22 protein-coding genes are annotated in these 24,739 nt (G+C 64.4%); 10 read left to right on the forward strand and 12 right to left on the reverse strand.

Annotated elements, in window-relative coordinates:
• Window positions 1-12: 12 nt before the first annotated feature.
• The 6 genes from QQF40_RS11945 to QQF40_RS11970 all read right to left on the reverse strand — a co-directional run bounded on the left by QQF40_RS11945 (window position 13) and on the right by QQF40_RS11970 (window position 6,353).
• Complete coding sequence (locus QQF40_RS11945) at window positions 13-426, reverse strand: rhodanese-like domain-containing protein (protein ID WP_285461457.1); 414 nt, start codon at window positions 424-426, stop codon at window positions 13-15.
• Between the two features lie 62 nt (window positions 427-488).
• Window positions 489-1,403 carry a 3-hydroxyisobutyrate dehydrogenase gene (mmsB, locus tag QQF40_RS11950; RefSeq protein WP_285461458.1) on the reverse strand — a complete coding sequence of 305 codons (915 nt, stop codon included), beginning with the start codon at window positions 1,401-1,403 and terminating at the stop codon, window positions 489-491.
• An 85-nt stretch (window positions 1,404-1,488) separates the two neighbouring features.
• Complete coding sequence (locus tag QQF40_RS11955) at window positions 1,489-2,673, reverse strand: enoyl-CoA hydratase/isomerase family protein (protein ID WP_285461459.1); 1,185 nt, start codon at window positions 2,671-2,673, stop codon at window positions 1,489-1,491.
• A complete protein-coding gene (locus QQF40_RS11960; protein ID WP_285461460.1) occupies window positions 2,670-3,488 on the reverse strand; it encodes an enoyl-CoA hydratase in 819 nt (272 codons plus the stop codon). Before QQF40_RS11960 ends, QQF40_RS11955 begins: the two co-directional genes overlap by 4 nt.
• Before the next feature lie 52 nt (window positions 3,489-3,540).
• Entirely contained in the window at window positions 3,541-4,707 is a 1,167-nt protein-coding gene (locus tag QQF40_RS11965; RefSeq protein ID WP_285461461.1) for an acyl-CoA dehydrogenase family protein, read from the reverse strand.
• Between the two features lie 65 nt (window positions 4,708-4,772).
• Window positions 4,773-6,353, reverse strand: a complete 1,581-nt coding sequence (locus tag QQF40_RS11970) for a CoA-acylating methylmalonate-semialdehyde dehydrogenase (RefSeq protein WP_285461462.1) — start codon at window positions 6,351-6,353, stop codon at window positions 4,773-4,775.
• Window positions 6,354-6,649: 296 nt separating this feature from the next.
• Here QQF40_RS11970 and QQF40_RS11975 point away from each other — a divergent pair, with 296 nt between their 5' ends.
• The 3 genes from QQF40_RS11975 to QQF40_RS11985 all read left to right on the forward strand — a co-directional run bounded on the left by QQF40_RS11975 (window position 6,650) and on the right by QQF40_RS11985 (window position 10,253).
• A complete protein-coding gene (locus QQF40_RS11975; protein ID WP_348994677.1) occupies window positions 6,650-7,171 on the forward strand; it encodes a MerR family transcriptional regulator in 522 nt (173 codons plus the stop codon).
• A 392-nt stretch (window positions 7,172-7,563) separates the two neighbouring features.
• Window positions 7,564-9,261, forward strand: coding sequence for an AMP-binding protein (locus QQF40_RS11980; RefSeq protein ID WP_285461486.1), 1,698 nt, complete (start codon window positions 7,564-7,566; stop codon window positions 9,259-9,261).
• Window positions 9,258-10,253 (forward strand): SAM-dependent methyltransferase, encoded by a 996-nt coding sequence (locus QQF40_RS11985; protein ID WP_175088599.1) that lies wholly within the window; start codon window positions 9,258-9,260, stop codon window positions 10,251-10,253. The genes QQF40_RS11980 and QQF40_RS11985 overlap by 4 nt, the downstream gene beginning before the upstream one ends.
• 439 nt (window positions 10,254-10,692) lie before the next feature.
• On the opposite strand, the gene QQF40_RS11990 is transcribed toward QQF40_RS11985, so the two are convergent.
• The 3 genes from QQF40_RS11990 to QQF40_RS12000 are packed head-to-tail and all read right to left on the reverse strand — an operon-like array spanning window position 10,693 to window position 13,165.
• Window positions 10,693-11,655 carry a 5-oxoprolinase subunit C family protein gene (locus QQF40_RS11990; RefSeq protein WP_285461463.1) on the reverse strand — a complete coding sequence of 321 codons (963 nt, stop codon included), beginning with the start codon at window positions 11,653-11,655 and terminating at the stop codon, window positions 10,693-10,695.
• Window positions 11,652-12,398, reverse strand: a complete 747-nt coding sequence (locus QQF40_RS11995) for a 5-oxoprolinase subunit B family protein (RefSeq protein WP_054555508.1) — start codon at window positions 12,396-12,398, stop codon at window positions 11,652-11,654. The genes QQF40_RS11990 and QQF40_RS11995 overlap by 4 nt, the downstream gene beginning before the upstream one ends.
• Complete coding sequence (locus QQF40_RS12000; protein WP_285461464.1) at window positions 12,398-13,165, reverse strand: 5-oxoprolinase subunit PxpA; 768 nt, start codon at window positions 13,163-13,165, stop codon at window positions 12,398-12,400. The genes QQF40_RS11995 and QQF40_RS12000 overlap by 1 nt, the downstream gene beginning before the upstream one ends.
• 283 nt (window positions 13,166-13,448) lie before the next feature.
• Here QQF40_RS12000 and QQF40_RS12005 point away from each other — a divergent pair, with 283 nt between their 5' ends.
• The 5 genes from QQF40_RS12005 (at window position 13,449) to QQF40_RS12025 (ending at window position 18,301) form a co-directional block, all read left to right on the forward strand.
• Window positions 13,449-13,889 carry a VOC family protein gene (locus QQF40_RS12005; protein WP_054555510.1) on the forward strand — a complete coding sequence of 147 codons (441 nt, stop codon included), beginning with the start codon at window positions 13,449-13,451 and terminating at the stop codon, window positions 13,887-13,889.
• Window positions 13,890-14,021: 132 nt separating this feature from the next.
• A complete protein-coding gene (locus QQF40_RS12010) occupies window positions 14,022-14,933 on the forward strand; it encodes a LysR family transcriptional regulator (protein ID WP_285461465.1) in 912 nt (303 codons plus the stop codon).
• Window positions 14,934-15,157: 224 nt separating this feature from the next.
• The gene (locus QQF40_RS12015; protein WP_285461466.1) at window positions 15,158-16,177 is read left to right on the forward strand and encodes a TRAP transporter substrate-binding protein; all 1,020 of its coding nucleotides are present in this window, start codon (window positions 15,158-15,160) and stop codon (window positions 16,175-16,177) included.
• Between the two features lie 260 nt (window positions 16,178-16,437).
• A complete protein-coding gene (locus QQF40_RS12020) occupies window positions 16,438-16,995 on the forward strand; it encodes a TRAP transporter small permease (RefSeq protein WP_285461467.1) in 558 nt (185 codons plus the stop codon).
• 1 nt (window position 16,996) lies between these two features.
• Window positions 16,997-18,301 (forward strand): TRAP transporter large permease, encoded by a 1,305-nt coding sequence (locus tag QQF40_RS12025; protein WP_175088593.1) that lies wholly within the window; start codon window positions 16,997-16,999, stop codon window positions 18,299-18,301.
• 369 nt (window positions 18,302-18,670) lie between these two features.
• Here the strand turns inward: QQF40_RS12025 and QQF40_RS12030 are convergent, their stop codons facing one another.
• The 3 genes from QQF40_RS12030 to QQF40_RS12040 form a co-directional block, all read right to left on the reverse strand.
• Window positions 18,671-18,838 (reverse strand): hypothetical protein, encoded by a 168-nt coding sequence (locus tag QQF40_RS12030; RefSeq protein WP_175088592.1) that lies wholly within the window; start codon window positions 18,836-18,838, stop codon window positions 18,671-18,673.
• A 252-nt stretch (window positions 18,839-19,090) separates the two neighbouring features.
• Window positions 19,091-20,656, reverse strand: coding sequence for a glycine betaine ABC transporter substrate-binding protein (locus tag QQF40_RS12035; protein ID WP_285461468.1), 1,566 nt, complete (start codon window positions 20,654-20,656; stop codon window positions 19,091-19,093).
• A gap of 8 nt (window positions 20,657-20,664) precedes the next feature.
• Window positions 20,665-21,405 (reverse strand): ATP-binding cassette domain-containing protein, encoded by a 741-nt coding sequence (locus QQF40_RS12040; RefSeq protein WP_285461469.1) that lies wholly within the window; start codon window positions 21,403-21,405, stop codon window positions 20,665-20,667.
• Window positions 21,406-21,846: 441 nt separating this feature from the next.
• Between QQF40_RS12040 and QQF40_RS12045 the strand changes: the two genes are divergently transcribed.
• Both QQF40_RS12045 and QQF40_RS12050 read left to right on the forward strand, forming a co-directional pair.
• Window positions 21,847-23,016, forward strand: a complete 1,170-nt coding sequence (locus QQF40_RS12045) for an isovaleryl-CoA dehydrogenase (RefSeq protein ID WP_285461470.1) — start codon at window positions 21,847-21,849, stop codon at window positions 23,014-23,016.
• Between the two features lie 55 nt (window positions 23,017-23,071).
• Window positions 23,072-24,679 (forward strand): carboxyl transferase domain-containing protein, encoded by a 1,608-nt coding sequence (locus QQF40_RS12050; RefSeq protein ID WP_054555514.1) that lies wholly within the window; start codon window positions 23,072-23,074, stop codon window positions 24,677-24,679.
• The last annotated feature ends 60 nt before the right edge of the window (window positions 24,680-24,739 follow it).

A 24,739-nucleotide genomic window follows, 5' to 3' on the forward strand; every position in this document is an offset into this window, starting at 1 on the left:
CCCCGCGCGGCATCAGTTGCCCTGCATGAAGGGCGAGACGACCTCTCCCCCCGCCTCACGCCAGGCCGCGAAGCCGCCACCCAGATGGGCCACCGGCCCGAAGCCCATGTCCTTGAGCGACTTGGTGGCCAGTGCCGAGCGTAGCCCGCCGGCACAGAACAGCACATAGCGCCCTTCGCGCGCGAAGTCGGCACGGTGATAGGGCGAGGCCGGGTCGACCCAGAATTCCAGCATGCCGCGCGGCGCGTGGATGGCGCCGGGGATGCGCCCTTCCCGCTCCAGCTCACGCACATCGCGGATGTCCACCAGCGCCAGAGGCGTGCCGCCAGCGCGGGCCTTTTCCAGCGCCTCGCGCAGCTCACGGGGCGACAGGGTCTCGATCTCCGTCTCGGCGGCTGCCACCAGCTCACTGACCGGTCGAATCATGGGGTGCTCCTTGCAGATGATGTTGTCCTGGGATGCCTGTCAGCGACTGGCGACGTGACAGTTCACGCCTCCGCCTCGCCACAGCGATAGAAGCGCTGGATGCTCGAGAAATCGAGGCGCCCTGCGCCCTGGGCGGCATGCTGGACGAACAGATTACGCGCCTGGGAGCCCATTGGCACCGCCGATTTCGAGCCCAGCGCCATCTCCCAGGCAAGGCCAAGATCCTTGGCCATCAGGTCGACCAGGAAACCACCCTGATAGTCATTGGAGGCCGGCGCCGCCTCCATCACCCCGGGCCAGGGATTGTAGACGTTGAGCGCCCAGTTGCCGCCGGATGACTGCTTCATCACCTCCGAGAGCACGGCCGGGTCCAGCCCGTTCTTGACCCCCAGCGCCAGCGCCTCGGCGGTTCCGCTCATCAGGATACCCAGCAGCATGTTGTTGCAGATCTTGGCGACCTGACCGCTGCCGGCCGGGCCTGCATGGAACAGATTCTTGCCCATCACTTCCAGCAGCGGCATGGCACGCGCATAGCCGTCGGCCTCGCCGCCGACGATGAAGCTCAGCGTGCCGGCACGCGCACCACCGACCCCGCCGGACACCGGGGCATCCATGAAGGTGATGCCACGCTCGGCGGCGTGGCGCGCGACCAGACGGGCATCATCCGGCGCGATGGTCGAGGCGTCGATCACCAGTACCGAGGCGTCGAGCGTGGCCAGAAGCCCCCCCGCCCCGTCTTCCTTGTCACCCAGATAGAGCTTTCGCACGTGCTGGCCGGCCGGCAGCATGCTGATCAATACCTCGGCCCCCTCAGCGACCTCGCCGGGAGATGCCGCGCGGGTGGCGCCCGCCTCGACCAGTTCGCTCATGGCCGACTCGACCAGATCGAAGACCCTTACCGCATGGCCAGCCTTGACCAGATTGTGCGCCATGGGCCCGCCCATGTTGCCGAGTCCGATGAAACCGATGGATGTCATGGCAATGCTTCCTTGTGAACAGATTCTTGTTGTCATTGGCGTACAGCAGCAAGTCTGCGCCTGCCGCCTTTGCTGAAAAGCGCGCTCAGAGGTCCATCAGCGGATGCTCATCCTCTTCCCATAGCGGTGCGAAGAAGCCATCGATGTATTCCTCGGAGACCTGGGCGATCGAGGCATAGGCCCACTGCGGCTGCTTGTCCTTGTCGATCAGCAGGGCGCGCACCCCTTCGGCAAGCTCGGTGCCCATGCAGCAGCGCACCGACAGGGTCAGCTCGTCGCGGAAGGCTTCCGCCAGCGAGGAGTGGCGATGGCGCCCCAGCATGCGAAATACCAGATGCGGTGAGCTGGGGCAGCCGGCCAGCAGACGCTCGCGGTTGGCGTTCAGCCACGCGTTGCAGTCACTGCGCGCCTGGGGGTCATCGAGGATCCGCTGGCAGGCCTGCAGCACTTCGCGCCCGGCGACCAGCTGCTGAATGTGATCGAAGAGCGGCAGCACGTGCCCCGGCGGTGCCAGTTCGCGGCGCTCGAACTCGCTCAGCACCTGGCTCAGATGACGCGACGGGTGACGACCGAATTCCCCCTCGCACAGCGCCTGCTTGAGCGCCTCGCGTTGCTCATCGGGAATCAGGCGTGTCGCAAGCCCCAGATCCAGCGCATCGCGGGCATTCAGCTGTGCGCCGGTCACGCCGAGATATTCTCCGATGCCACGCGGCAGGCGGTTGAGCAGCCAGCTGGCACCGACATCCGGGTACAGGCCGATGCTGACTTCCGGCATCGCCAGTCGCGAACTCTCGGTGACCACGCGCTCACAGCCGCCGGCGAACAGCCCCATGCCGCCACCCATCACGATGCCGCCCCCCCACACCAGCAGCGGCTTGGGGAAGGTATGCAGCCGGTGATCGAGCCGATATTCGGCAGTGAAATACCGGGTGGCGAAGAAATCATCCAGCGCCTCGAGGGGGTCTTCGCCTTCACTGGCAGGCGCCGTGGTCATCGCCTGATAGAGCGCCACGATATCGCCACCGGCACACAGCGCACGCTCGCCGGCACCTTCCAGCCACACCATGGCGATGCTGCTGTCCAGCTCCCAGACATCCAGCTGCGCCTCGATGCGCTCGATCATGGCCAGCGACAGCGCATTCAGCGAGCGCGGCGCGTTCAGACGCACGATGCCCAGCTGCTTGCCGTCGCGGGCGCGACGCGTCTCGAACACCACAGGCGCCTCGACCTCGGTCGCGGCCCTGGCGGTGACACCTTCTATCTGGCTCATGAGCGCCCTCCTTCCTTCGCCTCTTCCTGACGCGAGACCCATTGCGGGGCGCGCTTCTCGAGGAAGGCACTCACGCCTTCCTTCTGGTTGGGGTCATCGAACAGCTCGACGAACAGCTCGCGCTCCATGCGCAGGCCATCGCTCATGCCGCGATGGCGCGACGACATGATCAACGCCTTGCAACGTGCCACTGCGCTCGGACTCTGGTTGGCGACGCTCTCGGCGATCGCCAGCGCGCGCTCGAGGCTCTCGCCGGTCTCGACCACCTCTTCGGCCAGCCCGATGCGACCGGCGGTCTCGGCGTCCACCTGTTCACCACACAGGATCATGCGCTTGGCCCAACCTTCGCCAACCAGCCACGGCAGGTGCTGGGTGCCGCCCGCGCACGGCAACAGCCCCACCTTGGCCTCCGGCAGCGCCAGCCGGGCCTGACGCTCGACGATACGCATGTCACAGGCCAGCGCGCACTCGAGCCCGCCGCCCATCGCGTAGCCATTGACGGCGGCGATCGTCACGCCCGGGAAGTTGGCGAGCCGCTCGAAGGCCAGCCCGAAGCGGCGCGCCATGGTGGCGGCGACGCCCTTGTCACCATCGGCGAAGGTCTTGAGATCGGCACCGGCAGAGAAGAACTTGTCCCCCTCACCGGTGATCACCACGGCACTTATGCTGCCATCGCCCTCCAGCTCGTCGAGCAGCTGCTCCAGCTCGATCAAGGAAGCTTCCGTCCAGGTGTTGGCCGGCGGGTTGTTGATGGTGACCCGGGCGATATGACGATCCTTCTCGAGAACGAGGCATGGCCCTTGACTGGATGACATCATGTAACTCCCTGAAAGATGGTAACCAATGACAAATGAAGTGGAGGTGGCGTTACGCCAGCGACTCGATCATGCCCGGGGTCAGAAGACGGCGCGCGATGATCAGACGCATGATCTCGTTGGTGCCTTCCAGAATCTGGTGCACACGGGTGTCACGCACCAGCCGCTCCAACGGGTACTCGCGGATATAACCGTAGCCGCCATGCAGCTGGAGTGCCTGATTGCAGACCTCGAAACCCATGTCGGTGGCGAAGCGTTTGGCCATCGCACAGTGAGCGCTGGCCTCGGCGTCGCCCTCATCGAGCTTGAAGGCCGCCAGCCGCACCAGGGTGCGCGCCGCGGTCAGTTCGGTGACCATGTCGGCCAGCTTGAACTGCAGAGCCTGGAACTGGGCCAGCTCGCGCCCGAACTGCTTGCGCTCGCCGAGATAATCCCGCGACAGCTCCAGCGCCTTCTGGGCCGCCCCCAGTGAGCAGGTGGCGATGTTGATGCGACCACCATCCAGCGCCTTCATCGCGAAGCGGAAGCCCTCGCCCTCCTCGCCCAGACGATTGGCCGCCGGGACCCGCACACGATCGAAGCTCACCAGCCGGGTCGGCTGGCTGTTCCAGCCCATCTTGTCTTCTTTCTTGCCGTAGCTGATGCCTTCGGCGTCAGCCGGCACCACGAAGGCCGAGATACCCGCCGCGCCGCTGTCCGGCTCGCCGGTGCGCGCCATCACCACCAGCACGTCCGTGGCGCCGGCACCGGAGATGAACATCTTGGAGCCACTCAGATAGTAGTCATCGCCCTCACGCTCGGCGCGGGTACGCAGGCTGGCGGCATCACTGCCGCTGCCCGGCTCGGTCAGGCAGTAGGAGCCGAGCTTGTCGCCCGCCACCATCGCCGGCACCCACTGCTCGCGGCAGCTCTGTGTGGCGAAACTGGCGATCATCCATCCCACCATGTTGTGGATGGTGATGTAGGCGGTGGTCGAGATGCAGCCAGTCGCCAGCTGCTCGAGAATGATGGAGCTGTCGAGGCGCGGCAGGCCAAGGCCGCCGTGCTCCTCGGGGACGTAAAGCCCCATGAAGCCGGCCTCGCCCGCCTTGCGAAGTGTCTCGATGGGGAAGTGGGCCGTGGCGTCCCACTCGGCGGCATGCGGGGCAAGCTCGGCATCCGCGAAGGCACGCGCCCCCTCCTGGAGGGCACGCTGGTCATCGGTCAGCGAAAAGTTCATGCAGCTGCCTCCTGTTGTCCTTGTTCTGTAGGCCCGGGTCTACCGCCCGGGCCTGTCAAAGCGGCTCAGCGCATTTGAATAGAGAAGTTGGGCTGATTGCCCTCCGCCGGCGCGTCATCAAACCAGCGCGCCGTCACCGTCTTGGTCTCGGTATAGAAGCGCACCGCCTGCTTGCCATAGGCATGCAGGTCGCCGAAGAAGCTGCCGCGCCAGCCGGTGAAGGAGAAGAACGGCAGCGGCACTGGAATCGGCACGTTGATGCCGACCTGACCGACCGCGATCTCGTTCTGGAAGCGCCGCGCCGCGCCGCCGGAGCGCGTGAAGATGGAGGTGCCGTTGCCGTAGGGGTTGTTGTTGATCAGCTCGATGGCCTCGGACAGGTCCGCCGCCTCCATGCAGCACAGCACCGGTCCGAAGATTTCCTCGCGATAGAGCACCATCTCCGGCGTCACCCTGGAGAACAGACACGGCCCCAGCCAGTTGCCGTCGGGGTAGCCCGCCACCGAGACACCGCGGCCATCCAGCAGCAGCTCGGCACCTTCCTGCTCGCCCTGCTGGATCCAGCCGGTCACGCGCTCCAGCGCCTGCGGCGAGATCAGCGGCCCGTAGCTGGCGCCCTTGTCATCCCAGGCGCCCGGGCGCACCTCGGCCAGCGCATCGCGCACCCGCTCGATCAAGGCCTTCGAATCACCGACGAAGACCGCCACCGAAATCGCCATGCAGCGCTGACCCGCCGCGCCGACACTGGCACCGACCAGCGCATTCACTACCTGGTCCGCCGGAGCGTCCGGCATGATCACCATGTGATTCTTGGCTCCGGCGAAGCACTGGGCGCGCTTGAGGTTGTCGGTAGCGGTGCGATAGATGTGCTGCCCCACAGGCACCGAGCCGACGAAGCTGACGGTGCGCGGAATCTCGTGGGCGAGCAGATGATTGACCTGATCGCGCCCGCCCTGCACCACGGTCAATATGCCCTCGGGAGCCCCCGCCTCCATGAACAGCTCCGCCAGCCGTAGCGTGGTCAGCGGCACCTGCTCGGAGGGCTTGAGCACGAAGGCATTGCCACAGGCGATGGACAGCGGGAACATCCACAGCGGTATCATGGCGGGGAAGTTGAACGGCGTGATCCCCAGGCAAACCCCAAGCGATTGGGTCACGGAATAGCTGTCGATGCCGGTGGCGACATTCTCCACCGTCTCGCCCATCAGCAGGCTGGGGATGTTGGCGGCATGCTCGACCACCTCGATGCCGCGCCACACATCACCCTTGGCGTCCTCGAAGGTCTTGCCTAGCTCGTGGGAAATGATCTCGGCCAGCTCGTCATGATGCTGCTTGAGCAGATGCTGATAGCTGAGCATCAGACGGGCGCGGGTCGGCACCGGCGTGTTGCGCCAGCGCTGGAAGGCCTGTTCGGCGTGGTCCAGCGCCTCATCCAGCTCACTCAGCGGTGACAGGGGCACGCGGGCGATCTCGCCGTTGGTGGCCGGGTTGGTGACGCTCAGGTGCTGATCGGCGCGACTTTCGACAAACTGACCATTGATCAGCTGTGGCAGCACCAGCGGCGCGCCGTCACCGGCGACGACGGCGCGCAGGCGTGACAGCAGATCCAGTGAACCGGTAGAGGGCGTGAGAGATGTCGATGACATGGCGTGGCATTCCTGTGGCTGTTGTTATTGGGAGGAAGACAGTGTGTCAACAGAGTCGAAGTCATCAGGCAGACCCGTTTCGCAGAACCGGGCCGTCCTGCAGAACCCGGCAAGCCGAGACTGTGATCTGACTCAACCTAGCATCTGCTTGGTTGGCTGCAAATACTATTCCCCTTTACGTTAACGTAAACAATGCTAGTCTGTAGAAAATTCACGGCCAGACGCCGCTGGCACCCACTGCGCCAGGGAGCACTCCCCTCTCCCTGGCGCGCACAGCATCCGGAGCGGCAGCGCCCATGACAGATACGATGATGACCCCGAGTCCTGACCCCAGATCCCGAGCAACGCCTGATGGCACGAGGCACGACGCCGGTACGGAGTCCCTGCTGAGCACCACCAGCACCAGCGATGCCATCCGTCCGACCCAGCGCACCTGGAGCATCGGCGAGCTGGCACGGCATTTCGACGTGACCACGCGCACCATCCGCTTCTACGAGCAGGAAGGACTGCTGCACCCGGAGCGACGCGGTCAGACACGCGTCTATCGCGACAAGGACCGCGTGCGTCTCAAGCTGACCTTGCGCGGCAAGCGACTGGGCTTCTCGCTGGCCGAGATTCGTGAAGTGGTCGACCTCTACGACGCCGCCGACGGCGGTGGCGAGAAACAGCTCACGCGCCTGCTTGGCATTCTGAGCGAAAAGCGCGAGGGCCTTGAGCGTCAGCTGCGCGATCTCACCGCCATGCAACGCGAGCTGGATGACGTCGAGACACGTGCCCGCGAAGCCCTCGCCCGCCTGGCTGGCGACAGCGAGAGCTGATTGGAGTCCATAACGCCAAGCCCCACTCGCGCCAGCAACAGCTATATAACTGACAGTTATATAAATAACAGCCATACAAGTGACAGCTACTAGACTGTCCATGGAAAACTGCCCATCAGGAGAACATTCACCCCGGGAGAGACCAGCGCCTCGCGAGTGCGGGCGACAGCAGGCTGCCGGAGAGCAGCGCGTCGCCCGCTGACCAAGCGACTCACGACACGACAGCACGACCAGACGACAAAAACGATAAGAACGATAAGAACGACAACACAGCGTCACCGCCTCCCTGAGGCGGCTCCCCCTGACAAGCCTTGCCTCACCAATAACAATCAAGGACACAGGAAAGCATCATGTCACAGGACGCCATCGCCACACGCCAGCCTGCCAGCGAAATGACACGCGCAAGCCGGTCAGTCAGCTATCTCAGCGCCACCTCCGACACGCCACTGATGGGAGAAACCATCGGTGATTGCCTTGATCGCATCTGCGCGCGCTGGCCCGAGCGCGATGCCCTGATCAGTCGCCATCAGGGACTGCGCTACACCTGGGCCGAACTGCACGCAGAGGTCGAGCGCGTGGCGCGCGGCCTGCTGGCGATGGGCATCGAGCGCGGCGACCGCGTCGGTATCTGGGCGCCCAATCGCGCCGAATGGACACTGATCCAGTACGCCACCGCCAAGATCGGCGTGGTGCTGGTCAATCTCAACCCGAGCTATCGTGGCCATGAACTGGCCTACGCCCTCAAGCAATCCGGCGCGGCGACGCTGATCTTCCAGTCTCGCTTCAAGGCGTCCGACTATGTGACGATCCTCGAGGAGCTGTTCCCTGAGGCCAAAGAGGCCCGCGGTCGTGATGGCATCCACAATGGCGCGCTGCCGGACCTCAGGCGCCTGATCTGCTTCGAGGCCGAGGATGCCCTGCCCGGCATGCTCAACTGGCAGGATGTGCTCAGCGGAGCCGATAGCGTCTGCGTCGAGACACTCAAGGAGCTGCAGGCCAGTCTGACCTTCGATGACCCGATCAACATCCAGTACACCTCCGGCACCACCGGCGCCCCCAAGGGCGCGACCCTCTCGCATCACAACATCCTCAACAACGGCTTCTTCGTCGCCGAGCGCATGAATCTCAGCGAGCACGACACGCTGGTGATGCCGGTGCCGCTCTATCACTGCTTCGGCATGGTGATGGGCAATCTGGGCTGCCTGACCCACGGCGCCGCCATCGTCTATCCGGAAGCGGGCTTCGATCCGCTGGCCACCCTGCAGGCGGTCAGCGAGGAAGGCGCCACCGCGATGTTCGGCGTGCCGACGATGTTCATCGCCGAACTCGAACACCCGCGCTTCGCCGAATTCGACCTCACCAGCCTGCGCACCGGCACCATGGCCGGCTCCATCTGCCCCATCGAGGTGATGCGACAGGTCATCGAGCGCATGCACATGCGCGAGGTCACCATCGCCTACGGCATGACAGAGACCAGCCCGGTCAGCTTGCAGACCAAGCGTGAGGCGCCACTGGACAAGCGTGTCTCCACCGTCGGCACCCTGCATCCGCATCTGGAGATCAAGATCATCGACCCTGACAGCGGGCGCGTGGTGCCAGTCGGCGAGAAGGGCGAGCTGTGCACGCGAGGTTACAGCGTGATGCTGGGCTACTGGAACAACCCGGAGGCCACCGCCAAGGCCATCGATGCCGGCCGCTGGATGCATACCGGCGACCTCGCGACGCTGGATGAAGACGGCTACGTGACGATCGTGGGACGTATTAAGGACATGATCATCCGCGGGGGCGAGAACATCTATCCGCGCGAGATCGAGGACTTCCTCTACACCCACCCTGCGGTGTCGGATGTGCAGGTGATCGGCGTGCCCGATGAGCGGTATGGCGAGGAAGTGATGGCATGGGTCAAGCTCAAGGAAGGCGAGCAACTCGATGAACCGACGCTCAAGGCGTTCTGCCAGGGACGTATCGCTCACTTCAAGGTGCCGCGCTACATCAAGTTCGTGGAGGAATTCCCGATGACCGTGACCGGCAAGATCCAGAAGTTCAAGATGCGCGAGGCCGCGACACAAGAGCTGGGGCTGGCCAGGTGAGTACGTCACGTGAGGGGGAGGATGACACTCCCGCCACACGCCACCTGAGCAGCGCTCGTCAGCAGGTCGCCCACTATGCGGCGAGTCATCATCATGCGGCCCTCGACGAGGCGCTCGAGACGCTGATCGATGCCCACCCGAGCGGCGAACTACCGGTCATGGCACTGGCCGGGCTGGACCAACTGCACCTGGGTGGCGTGACGGGCACCCGCGAGCTGCTGGCCCTCGCCCGGCTGGAACCCCAGTCGCGGGGGCTTTCGATGCTCGAACTCGGCGCAGGCCTCGGCGGGCTGGCGCGACATGTTGCCAGCCAGTCGCGTGACACCGGCGCTGACCATCACATCACCACGCTGGATCTCTCGAGCAGCCTCTGCGAGCTGGCAATCGCCCTCAACCGGGCCACCGGACTGCGCGAGTCGATTCGCGTGCTGGAGGGCGACGCCTGCTACCCCGAGTTGCATCCGGCACTGTCGGGTCGCCGCTTTGATCGCCTCTTCAGCCAGCACCTGCTGGTGCATCTGAGCGACAAGGCCAGCACGCTCACGCAATGGCATGACTGTCTCGAGCAGGATGGCTACCTCCTGCTGCACGAGCCGGTGCTCAGCGTGCAGGCGCAGGCGTTTGGCGAGCGTCCTGCCCTGCCACTGCCGTGGGCACTGTCACCGCGCGGCGACCAACTGGCCAGTTGCGAGGAGCTGCATGAGGCAATGGCCAGCAGCGGCTTCGAGGTCGATGCCCATGTCGAGCTGACCGATCAGGTGCTGAGCTGGCAGGCGCGCCGCATGCGCGAGAGTACCGGCGAGCAGCCCATCGCCTACCGCGAGGACGCGCCTGCGCCCTCGCCGGCCATGCTGGCCGCCCGCGGCCTGACGCCGGAACTGGTCTTCGGCCCGGCCTTTTCCCTGATGCAACGCAACCTGATGCTGGCCCTGGAAGCCGGCTGGCTGGAGGTTCACCTGTGGCGCCTGCGCAAGCGTTCTGCCAGGCAGTGAAGGGCGCGATGAATCAGCAGAACTCACCGCAGGGATGTGACGAGAAAAAATTAGGAAACAGCGCTCGCAAATGACTGGCATCCGCCTGCCTCAACCGTTATTCTTGCCAGTACAGTCCCGTTCGGGGGAAAAGCCGTTCGTTACCCGTCAGCATGTGAGGGTAATGTGCCCGACATGATGACCGCATTGCTTCGTGTTTCATCGATACCCACGAGTCAGTGCAACGTTTCCCGATGCTCGCGCAACGTTTCTCCGGGAATCTGTTCATCAAGGGCGTGATCTGATCAATCACTCCCAACAGCATCAAAGATTCCCTCACGGGAAAACCGAAAGGGCCTCCACTTGGAGGCCCTTTTTTTGTCTGCGCGCTTAGATCCAGTGGCTCAGGTCTGTACGTTTTGGCCTGCAGGCGTCGAGCTGAAAGATACGCTGAGGCGCATCAAGACTGCCAGCCGGCCAGCACCTCGAGGTGATCGCGACGCGCCTGGCCCGGCGTCGCGGCCGCCAGTCGCACCCGGGTACCCGGCACACATTGTCCGAGCCGTGCGCAGGCCAGTGGCGTCAGCGCGCCAAGGCGCGGGTAGCCGCCGATGGTCTGGCGATCATTGAGCAATATGATGGGCTGGCCATCGGCCGGCACCTGCACGGCGCCCAGCGGGATACCCTCGGACACCATGCCCGCTCCTTCACGCTCGAGACGCGGGCCGGTCAGGCGCACGCCCATGCGATCGGCTCGCCCATCCACTGCCCATTCGCTGTTGAAGGCGCGATAGAGGCTGTCGCCACTGAACTCGGCGATCTGCGCCCCCACGACCAGCGGCAATTCGAGCGCCTCGCCTTCCTCGGGGGGCAGCGACTGCTGCCATGCCTGTGCCGACGCCGGCAGCTCGCGCAGCGACAGCTCATTGCTGGCAGCCGTCAGCACATCACCGCTGGCCAGGGCTCGCCCTTCGCCATCCAGCCCGCCGAGGCCGTCGCGCACCGTGCTGGCGGCGCTGCCCAGCACCGGGGCGACATCCAGGCCACCGGGGAAGGCCAGATAGGCGCGCAGCCCGGCGACGGGACGCTCGAACTTTAGCTGCTGTCCGCAGGCTACCTCGAAGGCCTGACCCGGCGCGAGCACCTCGCCGTCGAGGGTCGCGGCCAGGTCCGCGCCGCACAGCGCCAGGGTGCCGGCCTGTTCGACCTTGAGCAGCAAGCCGCCGCCCATGGTGATCTCGAGTCCCGGCGCATCATGGGCGTTGCCCAGCAGCCAGTTGGCCCAGCCCAGCGACACCCAGTCCGCCGCGCCACCCTGGGTCACACCCAGATGACGCACGCCCAGACGGCCAGCGTCCTGCACCAGTGCCAGGGCACCGCTGCGCTCGACGCGCAGCGTCGTCTTCGTCTTCACGTCGCTCATGCGCGTTCCTCCAGCGGGGTGACATCGCCGCCCAGGCGAACGAATTCCTCTCGGCTCACGGAGACAAAGCGCACGCGATCACCGGGCATGAAGCGACTGGACGGTTCACCGGCTTCATTGCGCCCGAACAGGGTGATGGGCGTACGGCCCAGGATGTTCCAGCCACCGGGAGAGCGAGACGGGTAGATCGCGGCCTGACGGTCGGCGATGCCGACGCTGCCGGGGGCGATCTTCTGGCGCGGCGTCTTGAGACGCGGCGTGGTCAGCGCCTCTTCCAGCACGCCCATGAAGGCGAAACCGGGCGCGAAACCGAGGGCGAACACGCAGTAGTCATGCGCCCCGTGGCGCTCGATCAGCGCCTCGACACTGATGCCCAGCCGCGCGGCGATCGGCGCCAGCTCCGGCCCGACACTGTCATCATACCAGACGGGCACTTCATGCAGCTGTCCCTGCTGGCCACTGCCCGGCGCGAGATCCGCCAGCGCGGCCTGGATGCGGGCACGCGCCTCGCCTTCTTCCAGCGCGGCCACATCGTAGTGCAGCAGCAGCGTGGTGTAGGACGGCACCAGATCGACCAGCGCCGCGCCGAAGGCCTCACGCAGCGCACTGTCGGCGGCCAGCACCCAGGCCATGTTGGATTCCTCGATGCGATCGAACAGCCGGATGATCAGCGAGTCCATGCCGACGGTCTCGAGGCGCAGTTGCGGTGACGTGCCACGGCCGTGGCTATCAGCCCCCGCCATCAGGCACTCGCCAACGTATCGAAGGCTTCACGGATGGCGCGCACCGCGGCCACGGACTCGGCGTTGTCACCGTGCACGCACAGCGTATCGGCGGACAGCACCAGGTCACCGCCGCTGCTGTCGGTCAGCGCTTCACCACGTGCCAGCGTCACGGACTGGGCGATGATCACCTCGCTGTCATGATGCACGGCGCCCGGCTCACGGCGCGATACCAGGTGGCCGCGTGAATCGTAGGCGCGGTCGGCGAAAGCCTCGAACCACAGCGTGATGCCCATCTCGTCGCCCAGCGCCTGCATCGGCGCGGGGTTGGCGGTCGCCATCACCATCAGCGGCAGGCTGGCGTCATAGCGCACCACGGCCTGCATGACGGCGCGCAGCAGCGTCGGGTCGGCGGCCATGTCGTTGTAGAGCGCACCATGCGGCTTCACGTACTGGACACGAGTGCCCTCGGCGCGACAGATGCCATCCAGCGCGCCAATCTGATAGAGCAGCATGTCCTCGACTTCGGCAGGCGAACACGCCATCGAGCGACGACCGAAGCCTTGCAGATCCGGGTAGGCCGGGTGCGCGCCGATGCGCACGTCATGCTTGACCGCCAGACGCACGGTGCGGCGCATGATGGTGGGGTCGGAAGCGTGGAAACCACAGGCGATGTTGGCGCAGTCGACGAAGGGCATGACCTCTTCATCCAGACCGATCTTCCAGTTGCCGAAGCTTTCGCCCATATCGCAGTTGAGCAGGGGGAGGGAGGGGGCAGAGCGGGACATAGCAAAACCTCACAGGTCAGATCTTGTGTGTTGTTATGCCTCCACTCTATGTAAGGGGCCGCCTTGGTATCCAATCGTATTTTATGATTCGTCATATCGGTGAAATCTTTCATCATCTTGTGCCATGAAAGCACCGGCCGTGTATCGCTTGCCCGACAGAGCGCGTCATGCTTCTGTCTTGGGCGAGCCGAGCGGTGGCGGCAGGGCCTGTCTTCCCGCCCACCGCCTGTCTGAAGTCACGCTTTGCTCAGCCGAATCCCCCTACAACAACAGGAGTTTCACCATGGCCGTCAGCGATCCGTTCCACCTCGCCATCCAGGTCCGCGATATCGCCGAGGCACGCCGCTTCTATGGCGAGTTTCTGGGCTGCCCCGAGGGCCGCTCGTCCGACAGCTGGGTCGATTTCGATCTCTATGGCCATCAGTTCGTCTGTCACCTGAATCCGGCGCTGGCCGACCCGGCAAGCGCCGTCGCTCAGCACCGCAATCCGGTCGATGGCCATGGTGTGCCGGTGCCACACTTCGGTGTGGTGCTGGAGATGGACGCCTGGCAGGCACTGGCGGACCGCCTCATCGCCGAGGGCGTCACCTTCGAGATCGAGCCCCATATCCGCTTCAAGGGCGAACCCGGCGAACAGGCGACGATGTTCTTCCTCGACCCCACCGGCAATGCGCTGGAATTCAAGGCCTTCAAGGACCGCGAGAGCCAGCTGTTTCGCAAATGACCTGAGCGACCCGCGCAGGCGCCCGAGCCCACGCCCGGTCTGACGCGGGCCGGACCCCGTGATGAAAGCTGACGCCCCGCGCTGCATGCGGCAAGATGGACGGTCACAACGATTCATCACGGGGCATCTGCCATGTTCGACTTCAAGGAACTCGAGGCCTTCGTCTGGGTGGTCCGGCTTGGTTCGTTCCGCAAGGGCGCGACCAAGCTTCACCTGACCCAGCCCTCCATCTCGGACCGCATCAACCGCCTGGAAGCCACCGTCGGCGAATCCCTGCTGGAACGCGCCACCCGCCCCATCCAGCCCACCCTGCGCGGGCGTGAGTTCTTCGCCCACGCCGAGCGCCTGCTCAGTGGCCGCGACGAGGCCATGCGCCTGTTTCAGGAAGAAGGCGCCTTCTCGGGCACGCTGCGCCTGGGCGTGATCGAGACCATCGCCAACAGCTGGTTTCCCGCCTTCATGCGCCAGCTGGCCGAACGCTATCCCAAGCTGACGCTGGAAATGACCGTCGATATCTCGCCCTCTCTGCATCAGCGTCTGGCCGACAATGATCTCGACATGCTGTTCGCGATGGACAGCGCCGCCATGGGGCCCTACGCCACCCAGACCCCGCTGTGCACCTTCGAGATGGGCATGTTCGCCTCACCGGCCCTCGCCGAGCAGCTGGCCGAGGATGGCGAACGCTTCGCTTCCACGCCATTCATCTCCTTCAGCAAGCAGGCGCGCCCCTATACCGAGCTGGTCAGCTATCTGTCGGACCAGGGCATCACCCAGCCCAAGGTGCACTGCACCAGCACCCTGATGACCATCCTGCGCATGAGCAGCGAAGGGCTTGGCATCGGCGTACTGCCGGTCGCTACGGTGGAGGATGTCATCAGCCACGGCGAACTGGTGCGCCTGCCACTGAGGATCCCATTGCCGCCAATGGTCTATGAAGCCATCTGGCGCAATGCCAACTACCCCGATTTCTGTGCCAGCGTGGCACGCCTCGGCTGCCAATGTGCCGAGACCTACTCGCAGCAACACGCGCATTCCACTCCCTGATCAGACCGCCTGTCATGCGCTGAGTCAGGGTTGATCGCGCCCCGCTCCGCATCAGGCCAGCATCAGACCAAGGTCTAACAATATCGCCAAAGGCTTTCATGCGACGACACTATGAAAGATTTCATCGATACTGCGAATCAGAATTAACGATTGGACGGGATGGCCCGTCGCTTGAAGAATGAAATTGTCTGCCGACAACATTCAATAATAATGAGGAACAAGACATGCGTAAGCCCAACGATTCCCTCACTCGCAAGACCCCGACAGTCAAGTCCTTCGCCTGGCTGGCGACAGTGGGTGCCCTGGCCTTCAGTGGCTCGGCACTCGCGGCACAGTGGAACCTCGCCACTCCGTATGGCGATGCCAGCTTCCACACCAAGAACACCAAGCAGTTCGCCGAGGAGGTCACCGAGGCCACCGATGGCGAGCTGACCGTGACCGTGCACAGCGGCGGTTCCCTGATCTCCCACGGCGAGATCAAGCCTTCCGTGCGTCGTGGCACCGTCCAGGCCGGTGAAATCTTCCTGTCGATTCTCTCCAACGAATCGCCGGTCTACGAGCTGGACACCCTGCCGGGCGTCGCCTCCAGCTACGAAGAAGCCTTCGCCCTCTGGCAGGCCTCCAAGCCGGACATCACCGAGCTGTTCGCCAAGGAAGGCCTGATGCCGCTGTACGCGGTCGCCTGGCCGGCCCAGGGCATCTACACCGACTTCGACCTGACCGACGTCTCCCAGCTCAAGGGCCTGCGTATCCGCGCGCCCAACATCAACACCCAGCGCTTCGTCGAGAACGTCGGCGGCAAGCCCACCGAGACCGAAGAAGCCGACATCCCCACCGCCTTCAGCACCGGTCGTGTCGACGCGATGATCACCTCCAGCTCCACCGGCAAGTCCATGTCGGCCTGGGATTACGTCAGGCACTACAACGACGCCAAGCTGTGGCTGCCGAAGAACATCGTCTTCGTCAACAAGCGTGCCTTCGATCGCCTCGACGAGAGCACTCAGCAAGCCGTGCTTGATGCCGCCAAGGCCGCCGAGACCCGCGGCTGGGAAGCCAGCAAGGCTGATGCTGCCGAGAGCGCCAAGGTACTGACCGAGAATGGCTTCACCATCACGGAGCCCGACGCCAAGCTGGCGGAAGACTTGAAGGCCGCCGGTGACAAGCTGTTCCAGGACTGGAAGTCGCGTGCCGGTGAAGAAGGCCAGCAGCTGCTCGAGCGCTACCGCGCAGATCTGGATGCCTGAGATCCGCTCCCAAGCCCGACTGCTCGGCGCTGAATGCTGGACATGTGGCCAAGCGCATCGACCGTGCACTGCCTGAGCAACGTCTGAGCATTGCCTGAGCGCTGCGGATGTCCTGACTGACCCCAGCTGCAGCGTTGCTATCCCGCCACGCGGTACGCCACTCGAGACTCCGACACCTGCCGCCCGCCGGCAGGTGACCCACGGACAAGCCTGTGCGCAGCATCGCGTGGCCACCCTCACCTTCCCTGTGAGCGCCCGTCATGACCTATTTCTTCGACAGACTCTATCGCCTCGGCGCGTGGGGTGCGGCGGCCTGCATGCTGCTGATCTGCACCCTCGTCAGCCTGCAAGTCTTCCTGCGCCTGATCGACGCCATCATGGTGATGTTCGGCGCCGAGCGTCTCGGCTTCGAGATCTCCGGCGTGTCGGAAATGGCTGCCTTCCTGCTGGTCGGCGCCACCTTCCTGAGCCTCGCCTACACCTTCACGCATCACGCCCATATCCGCGTGACGCTGGTCATCAACCGCCTGCCGGCCGCCGTGCGCGTGTGGATCGAAAGCCTCGCACTGCTGATCGTACTCGGCCTGAGCGTCTTGATCACCCATGAACTGGTACTGCTGGTCGGCGAGAGCCTCGAGTACCACGACATCTCCTCCGGCCTGCTGGCGCTGCCGCTGTGGATTCCGCAGAGCGTGCTGGTCGCCGGTACCGGCCTGCTGTGCCTGGCGATTCTCGAGACCCTGATCGCCACGCTGCGCACCGCCTTCACCGCGCCCTCAAGCTACGTGGCGCCCGAGCCCGAAGACGGAGCCGAATGACATGCTGACACTCATCCTCGTCACTCTGCTGGCCCTCGCCTTGCTGCTCGGCAGCGGCGTGTGGGTCGCCTTCTCGCTGATCGGCACCGGCTGGATCGTGCTGACCTTCTTCTCCACCTTCGAGACCGGCCCGATACTGGCCTCCGATTTCTGGGGTGCCAGCTACGGCTGGGACCTGACCGCCCTGCCGATGTTCGTGTGGATGGGCGAGATCCTGTTCCGCTCGGGACTGGCCGACAACATGTTCCGCGCCCTGGCGCCGTGGCTCAATCGCCTGCCCGGCCGTCTGCTGCACTCCAACATCATCGGCAGCGGTCTGTTCGCCGCCGTGTGCGGCTCCTCCGCCGCTACCTGCGCCACCGTCGGCAAGATGACGCTGCCGGAACTTGAGCGCCGCGGCTACGACAGCAACCTGGCCATCGGTACCCTCGCCAGCGCCTCGACCCTCGGTCTGCTGATTCCGCCGTCGATCATGATGATCGTCTATGGCGTGGTCACCGAGCAGTCCATCTCGCGTCTGTTCATCGCCGGTGTCCTGCCGGGCATGCTGCTGCTGGCCCTGTTCATGGGCTACCTGGCGATCTGGTCAAAGGTCGTCGGTGAGCCGCAGGGCCGTGCCGGCCATGACGAGCCGCACATGGGCTTCATGGCCAAGCTGCGCAACAGCGCCCAGCTGATTCCGCTGCTGGCCCTGATCGGCGGCATTCTCGGCAGCATCTACGGTGGTCTGGCGTCACCCACCGAAGCGGCCGCGGTCGGCGTGGTACTGTCGCTGATCATCGCGCGCCTCAACGGCCACATGACGGCCGCCACCTTCAAGGCATCGCTGTTCGCGGCGCTGCGCACCTCGTGCATGATCGCCTTCATCATCGCCGGTGCCTCCTTCCTGTCCTCCGCGATGAGCTTCACCCAGATTCCGATGCAGCTGGCCGAAGGCATCGCCACCCTGGGGCTGTCCCCGACCATGCTTCTGGTGGTGCTGACACTGTTCCTGCTGGTTCTGGGCTGCTTCCTCGACGGCATCTCGCTGATCCTGCTGGTGACCTCCATCATCATGCCGGTCATCGAAGCCGCCGGTTTCGACCTGATCTGGTTCGGTATCTACCTGATCATCGTGGTCGAGATGTCGCAGATCACCCCGCCGGTAGGCTTCAACCTGTTCGTGATCCAGAGCCTGACCGGCAAGGACATCATCACCATCACCAAGGCGACGCTGCCGTTCTTCCTGCTGATGATCTTCTCCATCGTGCTGATGCACGTCTTCCCGGAGATCGTGCTCTATCTCCCCCAGGCCATGAACGGCTGATCAGGTGACACAATGCCATGGATGGCAGCTGGTAGCGCTTCCGGACTCGGGAACCGCAGCTGTCGGCACCTCTATCGGTCGACCCTTGTCCCAAGGGCACCGAGCGTCACGGCAGACATACGGTGACGTGCTTGCAGGCCTCCCATAGGGAGGCCTTTTTTATGCCGCCTGCCTGGCACCTGCTGCTCGCCGCTCACAGAGCACCGCTACTCAAAGCATCGCGACGGAAAGCACCGTCCTCGCACACCCAGCCCAGCCCCATACAGCTCAGCTCAGATAGGCACATGGACACGAAACAAGAAAGCCACCCCTTCCTTGCCGTGAGGCAGAAAGGGGCGGCTTTTTCGTCAACCGACAGGCGAGGCTAGATCAGGACAGATGATCTGCCGGTGCGCTGGCCGGGGTGTCGATCATCGCGTGACCTTTGCCACCGCCACCATGCCCACCATGGCCGTGGCCATGATCGAACAGACCACAACCACTCAGGGCCAGAGTCGCCGCGACCAGTGCAATCGGAAACAGATTTTTGATACGCATGAATCTCTCCTTCAAAGGGGGTAGAGGCTGCTGCACGTTCGAGCCGTCCAGGACTGCCCGGCGCTGTCTGCAAGCTCTGTTTGCAAACCCTGTCAGCAAGCCCTGTCTGCAAGCCCATACTTTCCCCTCCACATTACGCTGATCGACGACCAACGTTAAACCTTCACAGCAGCCTTTCCTTTTTTTCTGCACGCCTTGTACAAGAGTTGCGACATGATTGTCGTGTAATGTACCGCGCCGCTTTTTCCCGGCTCAGCGAGCCTTCAGCCCGCGCATGTGGGCAGGTATCACCAGACGCTCGAACAGCTCGAACAGCAGCTCGGCACAGATGGCCAGCAATGCCGCAGGAATCGCCCCGTAGAGCACCAGATCATAGTCATTGAGCGAGAGCCCGGTGACGATCGGTTCGCCCAGACCACCGGCACCAATGAAGGCTGCCAGCGTCGCGGTACCGATGTTGATGATGGCGGCTGTCTTGATGCCGGTGAGCAGGTTGGGCGTCGCCAACGGCAGGATGACATGACGCAGTTGCTCACGACGCGTCAGTCCCATGCCACGTGCCACCTTGACCAGCAGCGGGTCCACCGTCAGCAGCGCGGTGATCGCCGCGCGGATGATCGGCAGCAATGAGTAGACGAACAGCGCGATCACCGCCGGCACCACGCCGATGCCGAACAGCGGAATCATCAGTGCCAGCAGCGCGATGGAAGGGATGGTCTGCAGCAGGCCGGTGACGTAGAGCACCACCCGCGAGACCTTCGGATTGCGATAGACAAGCAAGGACAGCGGCAGGCCGACCAGACACGCCAGCAGCAGCGCGGACAGCGTCAACTGCAGGTGCTCGATCAGATTGGTGCCCAGCTTGTCCCATTTGGCGCCGCTGACTTCCCGCTGCTCGGTGGTGATGCCCTGCTCCTGAATGAAGCGACTGGCGACCTGGGCGAAGCTCTGCTCATCAGTAGAGACGCGGGCATTGAGCGCCTGCATGCTGTCTTCATCGAGGCTTCCCGCCAGCTGGTTGAGCGCCGCGACGGCATCCTCCGGCAAGGCGGCATTCACGAAGGGCGCCGCCAGATACTCAGGGAAGTAGCCCTTGTCGTCCTCAAGCAGCACGAAGTCGAAGCGCTTGATGTCGCCCTCGGTGGAATAGGCATCGGTGGCGTCGATCTTGCTCTCGCGCAGCGCCTGATAGGCGATGCCGTGCTCGATGCCACGCGGCACCTGGGAAAGCCCGTATTCCGCCGCCAGTCCCGGCCAGCCATCCGGCCGCTTGATGAACTCATGCGACATCGCGACGGACAGGTCCGGGTGATCGGCCATATCGCCGATGGTACTGATGCCCAGCGACTCGGCCTGATCGCGGCGCATGCTGACGGCGTAGGTGTTGTTGAAGCCCAGCGGCTCGAGCACGCGCAGGCCCCGCTCGCGACTCAGCTCATCGAGCGTCTCGAGCGGGGGCACATCATCCAGATTGAGAATGGCGTGGGCCAGAGTGCCGGTGTATTCGGGATAGACATCCAGCTCGCCTTCCGCCAACCCCTGATAGGTGATGATGGTCTGCCCCAGTCCCAGACGGCGCTCGACCGTGAAGCCGGCGTCCTCCAGCACCTGTGCGAATATCTCGCCCAGCAGATGGCCTTCACGGTCAGCCTTGGAGCCGACCACGATCGGCTTGTCCTCTGGCCATGCCGCGGCTTCCTCTTCCGCGCTCACAAGCGGACTGCTTGCCAGAGCGGCCAGGCTCGCAAGCGCCAGACCGGCGACCATCAAGGCGCCAGACAGCCCGCGGCGCGAGCGTTGCAGGACGGGAGTCGTCATCAGCGTCTTCATGCGCGTGCCTCCAGCAGTCGGGCCACGCGCTCATCCGCTGGCGCCGTGGTGATGGTGTCGGGGCTGGCGGCCTGCAGCACCACGCCGGGTGCCATCACCACCATGTGATCAGCCAGGCTCAGCGCCTCGTTCATGTCGTGGGTGACCATCACCACGCTGCGCGGCTCCTCCTGCTGCATGCGCTGGAACTGGGCATGCACCTCGATGCGCGTGATCGGATCGACGGCCGAGAAGGCCTCATCGAGCAGCAGCAACGGTGGCTCCAGCATCATGGCGCGACACAGCCCGACGCGCTGAGCCTGACCGCCGGAAATCTCGTGGGGATAGCGGGCCAGCAGCGCCATGTCGAGGTCCATCATCTGGAACAGGCGCGCGATGCGTGCCTTTACGCGTTCGGCGCTCCAACCTTCGCGGTCAGCGAGAATGGCGACGTTGTCGCGCACGCTGAGATGGGGAAAGAGGCCGATCTGCTGAACGGCATAGCCGATGCGGCGACGCATGGCTGGCAGGTTGGCGTAATCGACGGCGGCGCCGAATACCTTCACCTCGCCTTCATCCGGGCGGATCAGGCCGTTGACCAGCTGCAGCAGGGTCGATTTGCCACAGCCGCTGGCACCGACCAGGGCGGTGATGCGATCACGCGGCAGTTCAAGATCAATGCCTTCAAACAGGCGCTGACCGGCAAAGCCCTTGTGCAGGCCGCTGAAGCGGACTGCCGGGGCGGTGTCATCACTCATCGAGTAGGTCCTTCTAGGCAGGTGAGCATGAGTCTGAAATGGCGGAAAGCGCTGGCGAGTCGGCGCACTTGCACACCAAAGAGTGCCGGTGACACCAGGCAGGTGACGGGAATGCTCCCCACTGACGCTCTCACGACTTCCTCAATCAACAGTGACTACAGCGTCTCAGCTTATCAAGTCACCCCGGCGATGCCGGAGCAATTTCGTTTCCTGAACTGACTTTCTCTCCCCTGACGTCATTCAACTGAGCTACTCGACCTGGCGCTCCCCCTCGAGCCCCCTCCAGGCCTTCTGTCACAGGTCCTGCGACCTTGGTCAAAGCGCTGCATAATGACCTTTACGTTAACGTCAACTTTGACCTAGAGTAATCCCATCACACGCCAAGGCGGCCCGTGGCGGGCCTTGCTCATCGCGCCTCACCGATCTACAGGATGCCAGATCATGCACAGCCTCTATTCACCGCTGGATTTCGGACTCGACGAGACACACACCCTGCTGCGTGAGCAGGTCAACGCCTTTGCCCGCGACGAGATCGCCCCGCGCGCCGCCGAGATCGATGCCAGCAATGCCTTCCCCGATGACCTGTGGCAGAAGTTCGGCGAAATGGGCCTGCTCGGCATTACCGTGCCCGACGAGGACGGCGGCAGCGGCATGGGCTACCTGGCGCACTGCATCGCGATGGAGGAGATCTCGCGTGCCAGCGCCTCGGTGGCACTCTCCTACGGCGCGCATTCCAACCTGTGCGTGAATCAGATCAAGCTCAACGGCACCGCCGAGCAGAAGGCACGCTACCTGCCGAAGCTGATGAGCGGCGAGCATGTCGGCGCGCTGGCGATGTCAGAACCCGGCGCCGGCTCTGACGTGGTCTCGATGCAGCTCAAGGCCGAGCTGCGAGGCGATCACTACGTGCTCAACGGCAACAAGATGTGGATCACCAACGGCCCGGATGCCCACACCCTGGTGGTCTACGCGAAGACCGACCCGGACGCCGGTTCCAAGGGCATCACCGCTTTCATCATCGAGCGTGACTTCCCCGGTTTCTCCACCGCCCAGAAGCTCGACAAGCTCGGCATGCGCGGCTCCAACACCTGCGAACTGGTCTTCCAGGATTGTCAGGTGCCGGTCGAGAACGTGCTGGGTGAGGTCAATCGCGGCGTCAAGGTGCTGATGCGCGGGCTCGATTTCGAGCGCACCGTACTGGCCGCCGGCCCCATCGGCATCATGCAGGCCTGCATGGACATCGTGGTGCCCTACCTGCATGAGCGTCGTCAGTTCGGCCAGGCCATCGGTGAATTCCAGCTGGTGCAAGGCAAGGTCGCCGACATGTACACCACCCTCAATGCCTGTCGCGCCTATCTGTATGCGGTCGCCAACGCCTGTGATCGTGGCCAGACCTCACGCAAGGACGCCGCGGGCGTGATTCTCTACTGCGCCGAGAAGGCCACCCAGATGGCGTTGGATGCCATCCAGCTGCTCGGCGGCAATGGCTACATCAACGAGTACGCCACCGGACGCCTGCTGCGCGACGCCAAGCTTTACGAGATCGGCGCCGGCACCAGCGAGATTCGCCGTATGCTGATCGGGCGTGAGCTGTTCAACGAGAGCGCCTGATACCTCTCGTCATCCCCTACTCTTTTCGTATTCCTACGCCACTGGAGCTTGCTCGATGGCCATACTGACCTCCCTGATCAATCCGCGCAGTGACCAGTTCCGCGCCAATGAAGCGGCGATGCAGGCCGAGGTCGATCGCCTGCACCAGCTGCTGGAGACCGTCGCGGCCGGTGGCGGTGACAAGGCGCGCGAGCGTCACGAGTCGCGCGGCAAGCTGTTCGTGCGCGAACGCATCGACCACCTGATCGATGAAGGCTCGCCCTTCCTCGAACTCTCTGCGCTGGCGGCCCACGACGTCTACGACAGTCCCGTCCCCGGTGCGGGCCTGGTTACCGGCATCGGCCGCGTCAGCGGTGTGGAGTGCGTCATCGTCGCCAACGACGCCACCGTCAAGGGCGGCACCTACTTCCCGATGACGGCCAAGAAGCATCTGCGCGCCCAGGAAATCGCCCGCAAGCATCGCCTGCCCTGTCTCTACCTGGTCGATTCCGGCGGCGCGCATCTTCCCCACCAGGACGAGGTCTTCCCGGACCGCGATCACTTCGGCCGCATCTTCTACAACCAGGCCACGCTGTCCGCCGAGGGCATCCCGCAGATCGCCGTGGTGATGGGCTCGTGTACCGCAGGCGGTGCCTACGTGCCGGCGATGGCGGACGAATCCATCATCGTGCGCGAGCAAGGCACCATCTTCCTGGCGGGGCCACCGCTGGTGAAGGCCGCCACCGGTGAGGACATCAGCGCCGAGGCGCTGGGCGGGGCCGAGGTGCACTGCAAGATCAGCGGCGTGGCCGACCACCTGGCCGACAATGACGCCCATGCCCTGCAGCTGGCTCGCCGCGCCGTGTCGCGCCTCAACTGGCAACGCAAGGGCCAGCTCGCGCTGCGTGAATCGCGTCCGCCACGCCTGGACCCGCAGGAGCTCTACGGCATCGTCGGCACCGATCTCAAGAAACCCTACGACGTGCGCGAAGTGATCGGCCGCCTGGTGGATGACTCGGACTTCGACGAATTCAAGCGCGAGTACGGCGAGACGCTGGTCACCGGCTTCGCGCATCTGCATGGCCATCCGGTCGGCATTCTCGCCAACAATGGCGTGCTGTTCTCGGAAAGCGCCCTCAAGGGCGCGCACTTCATCGAGCTGTGCACCCAGCGCCGGATTCCGCTGATCTTTCTGCAGAACATCACCGGCTTCATGGTCGGCTCGCGCTACGAGCACGAAGGCATCGCCAAGCACGGCGCCAAGCTGGTGGCAGCGGTAGCCTGCGCCAGGGTGCCCAAGTTCACGGTACTGATCGGCGGCAGTTTCGGCGCGGGCAACTACGGCATGTGCGGGCGCGCCTATGACCCCAATCTGCTGTTCATGTGGCCCAACTCACGCATCTCGGTGATGGGCGGCGAGCAGGCTGCCAACGTGCTGGCACAGGTCAAGCGCGACCAGCATGCCCGCGAGGGGCGCGAGTGGCCCGCCGAGGAAGAGGAGGCCTTCAAGGCGCCGGTACGCGAGCAGTATGAGCGTCAGGGCCATCCGACCTACGCCAGTGCGCGCCTGTGGGATGACGGCGTGATCGACCCGCTGCAGACCCGCGACATCCTGGGGCTGTCACTGGCCGCGGCCATGAATGCCGAGATCGAGGACAGTCGCTTCGGTGTGCTTCGCATGTAAGCAGGCAAACACCGTGGCAATCCTTGTAGCCCGCACTGAATGCCATCAGTCATCTTGAAG

It is taken from the genome of Cobetia sp. LC6, from assembly GCF_030264805.1.
Classification (GTDB): Bacteria; Pseudomonadota; Gammaproteobacteria; order Pseudomonadales; family Halomonadaceae; genus Cobetia.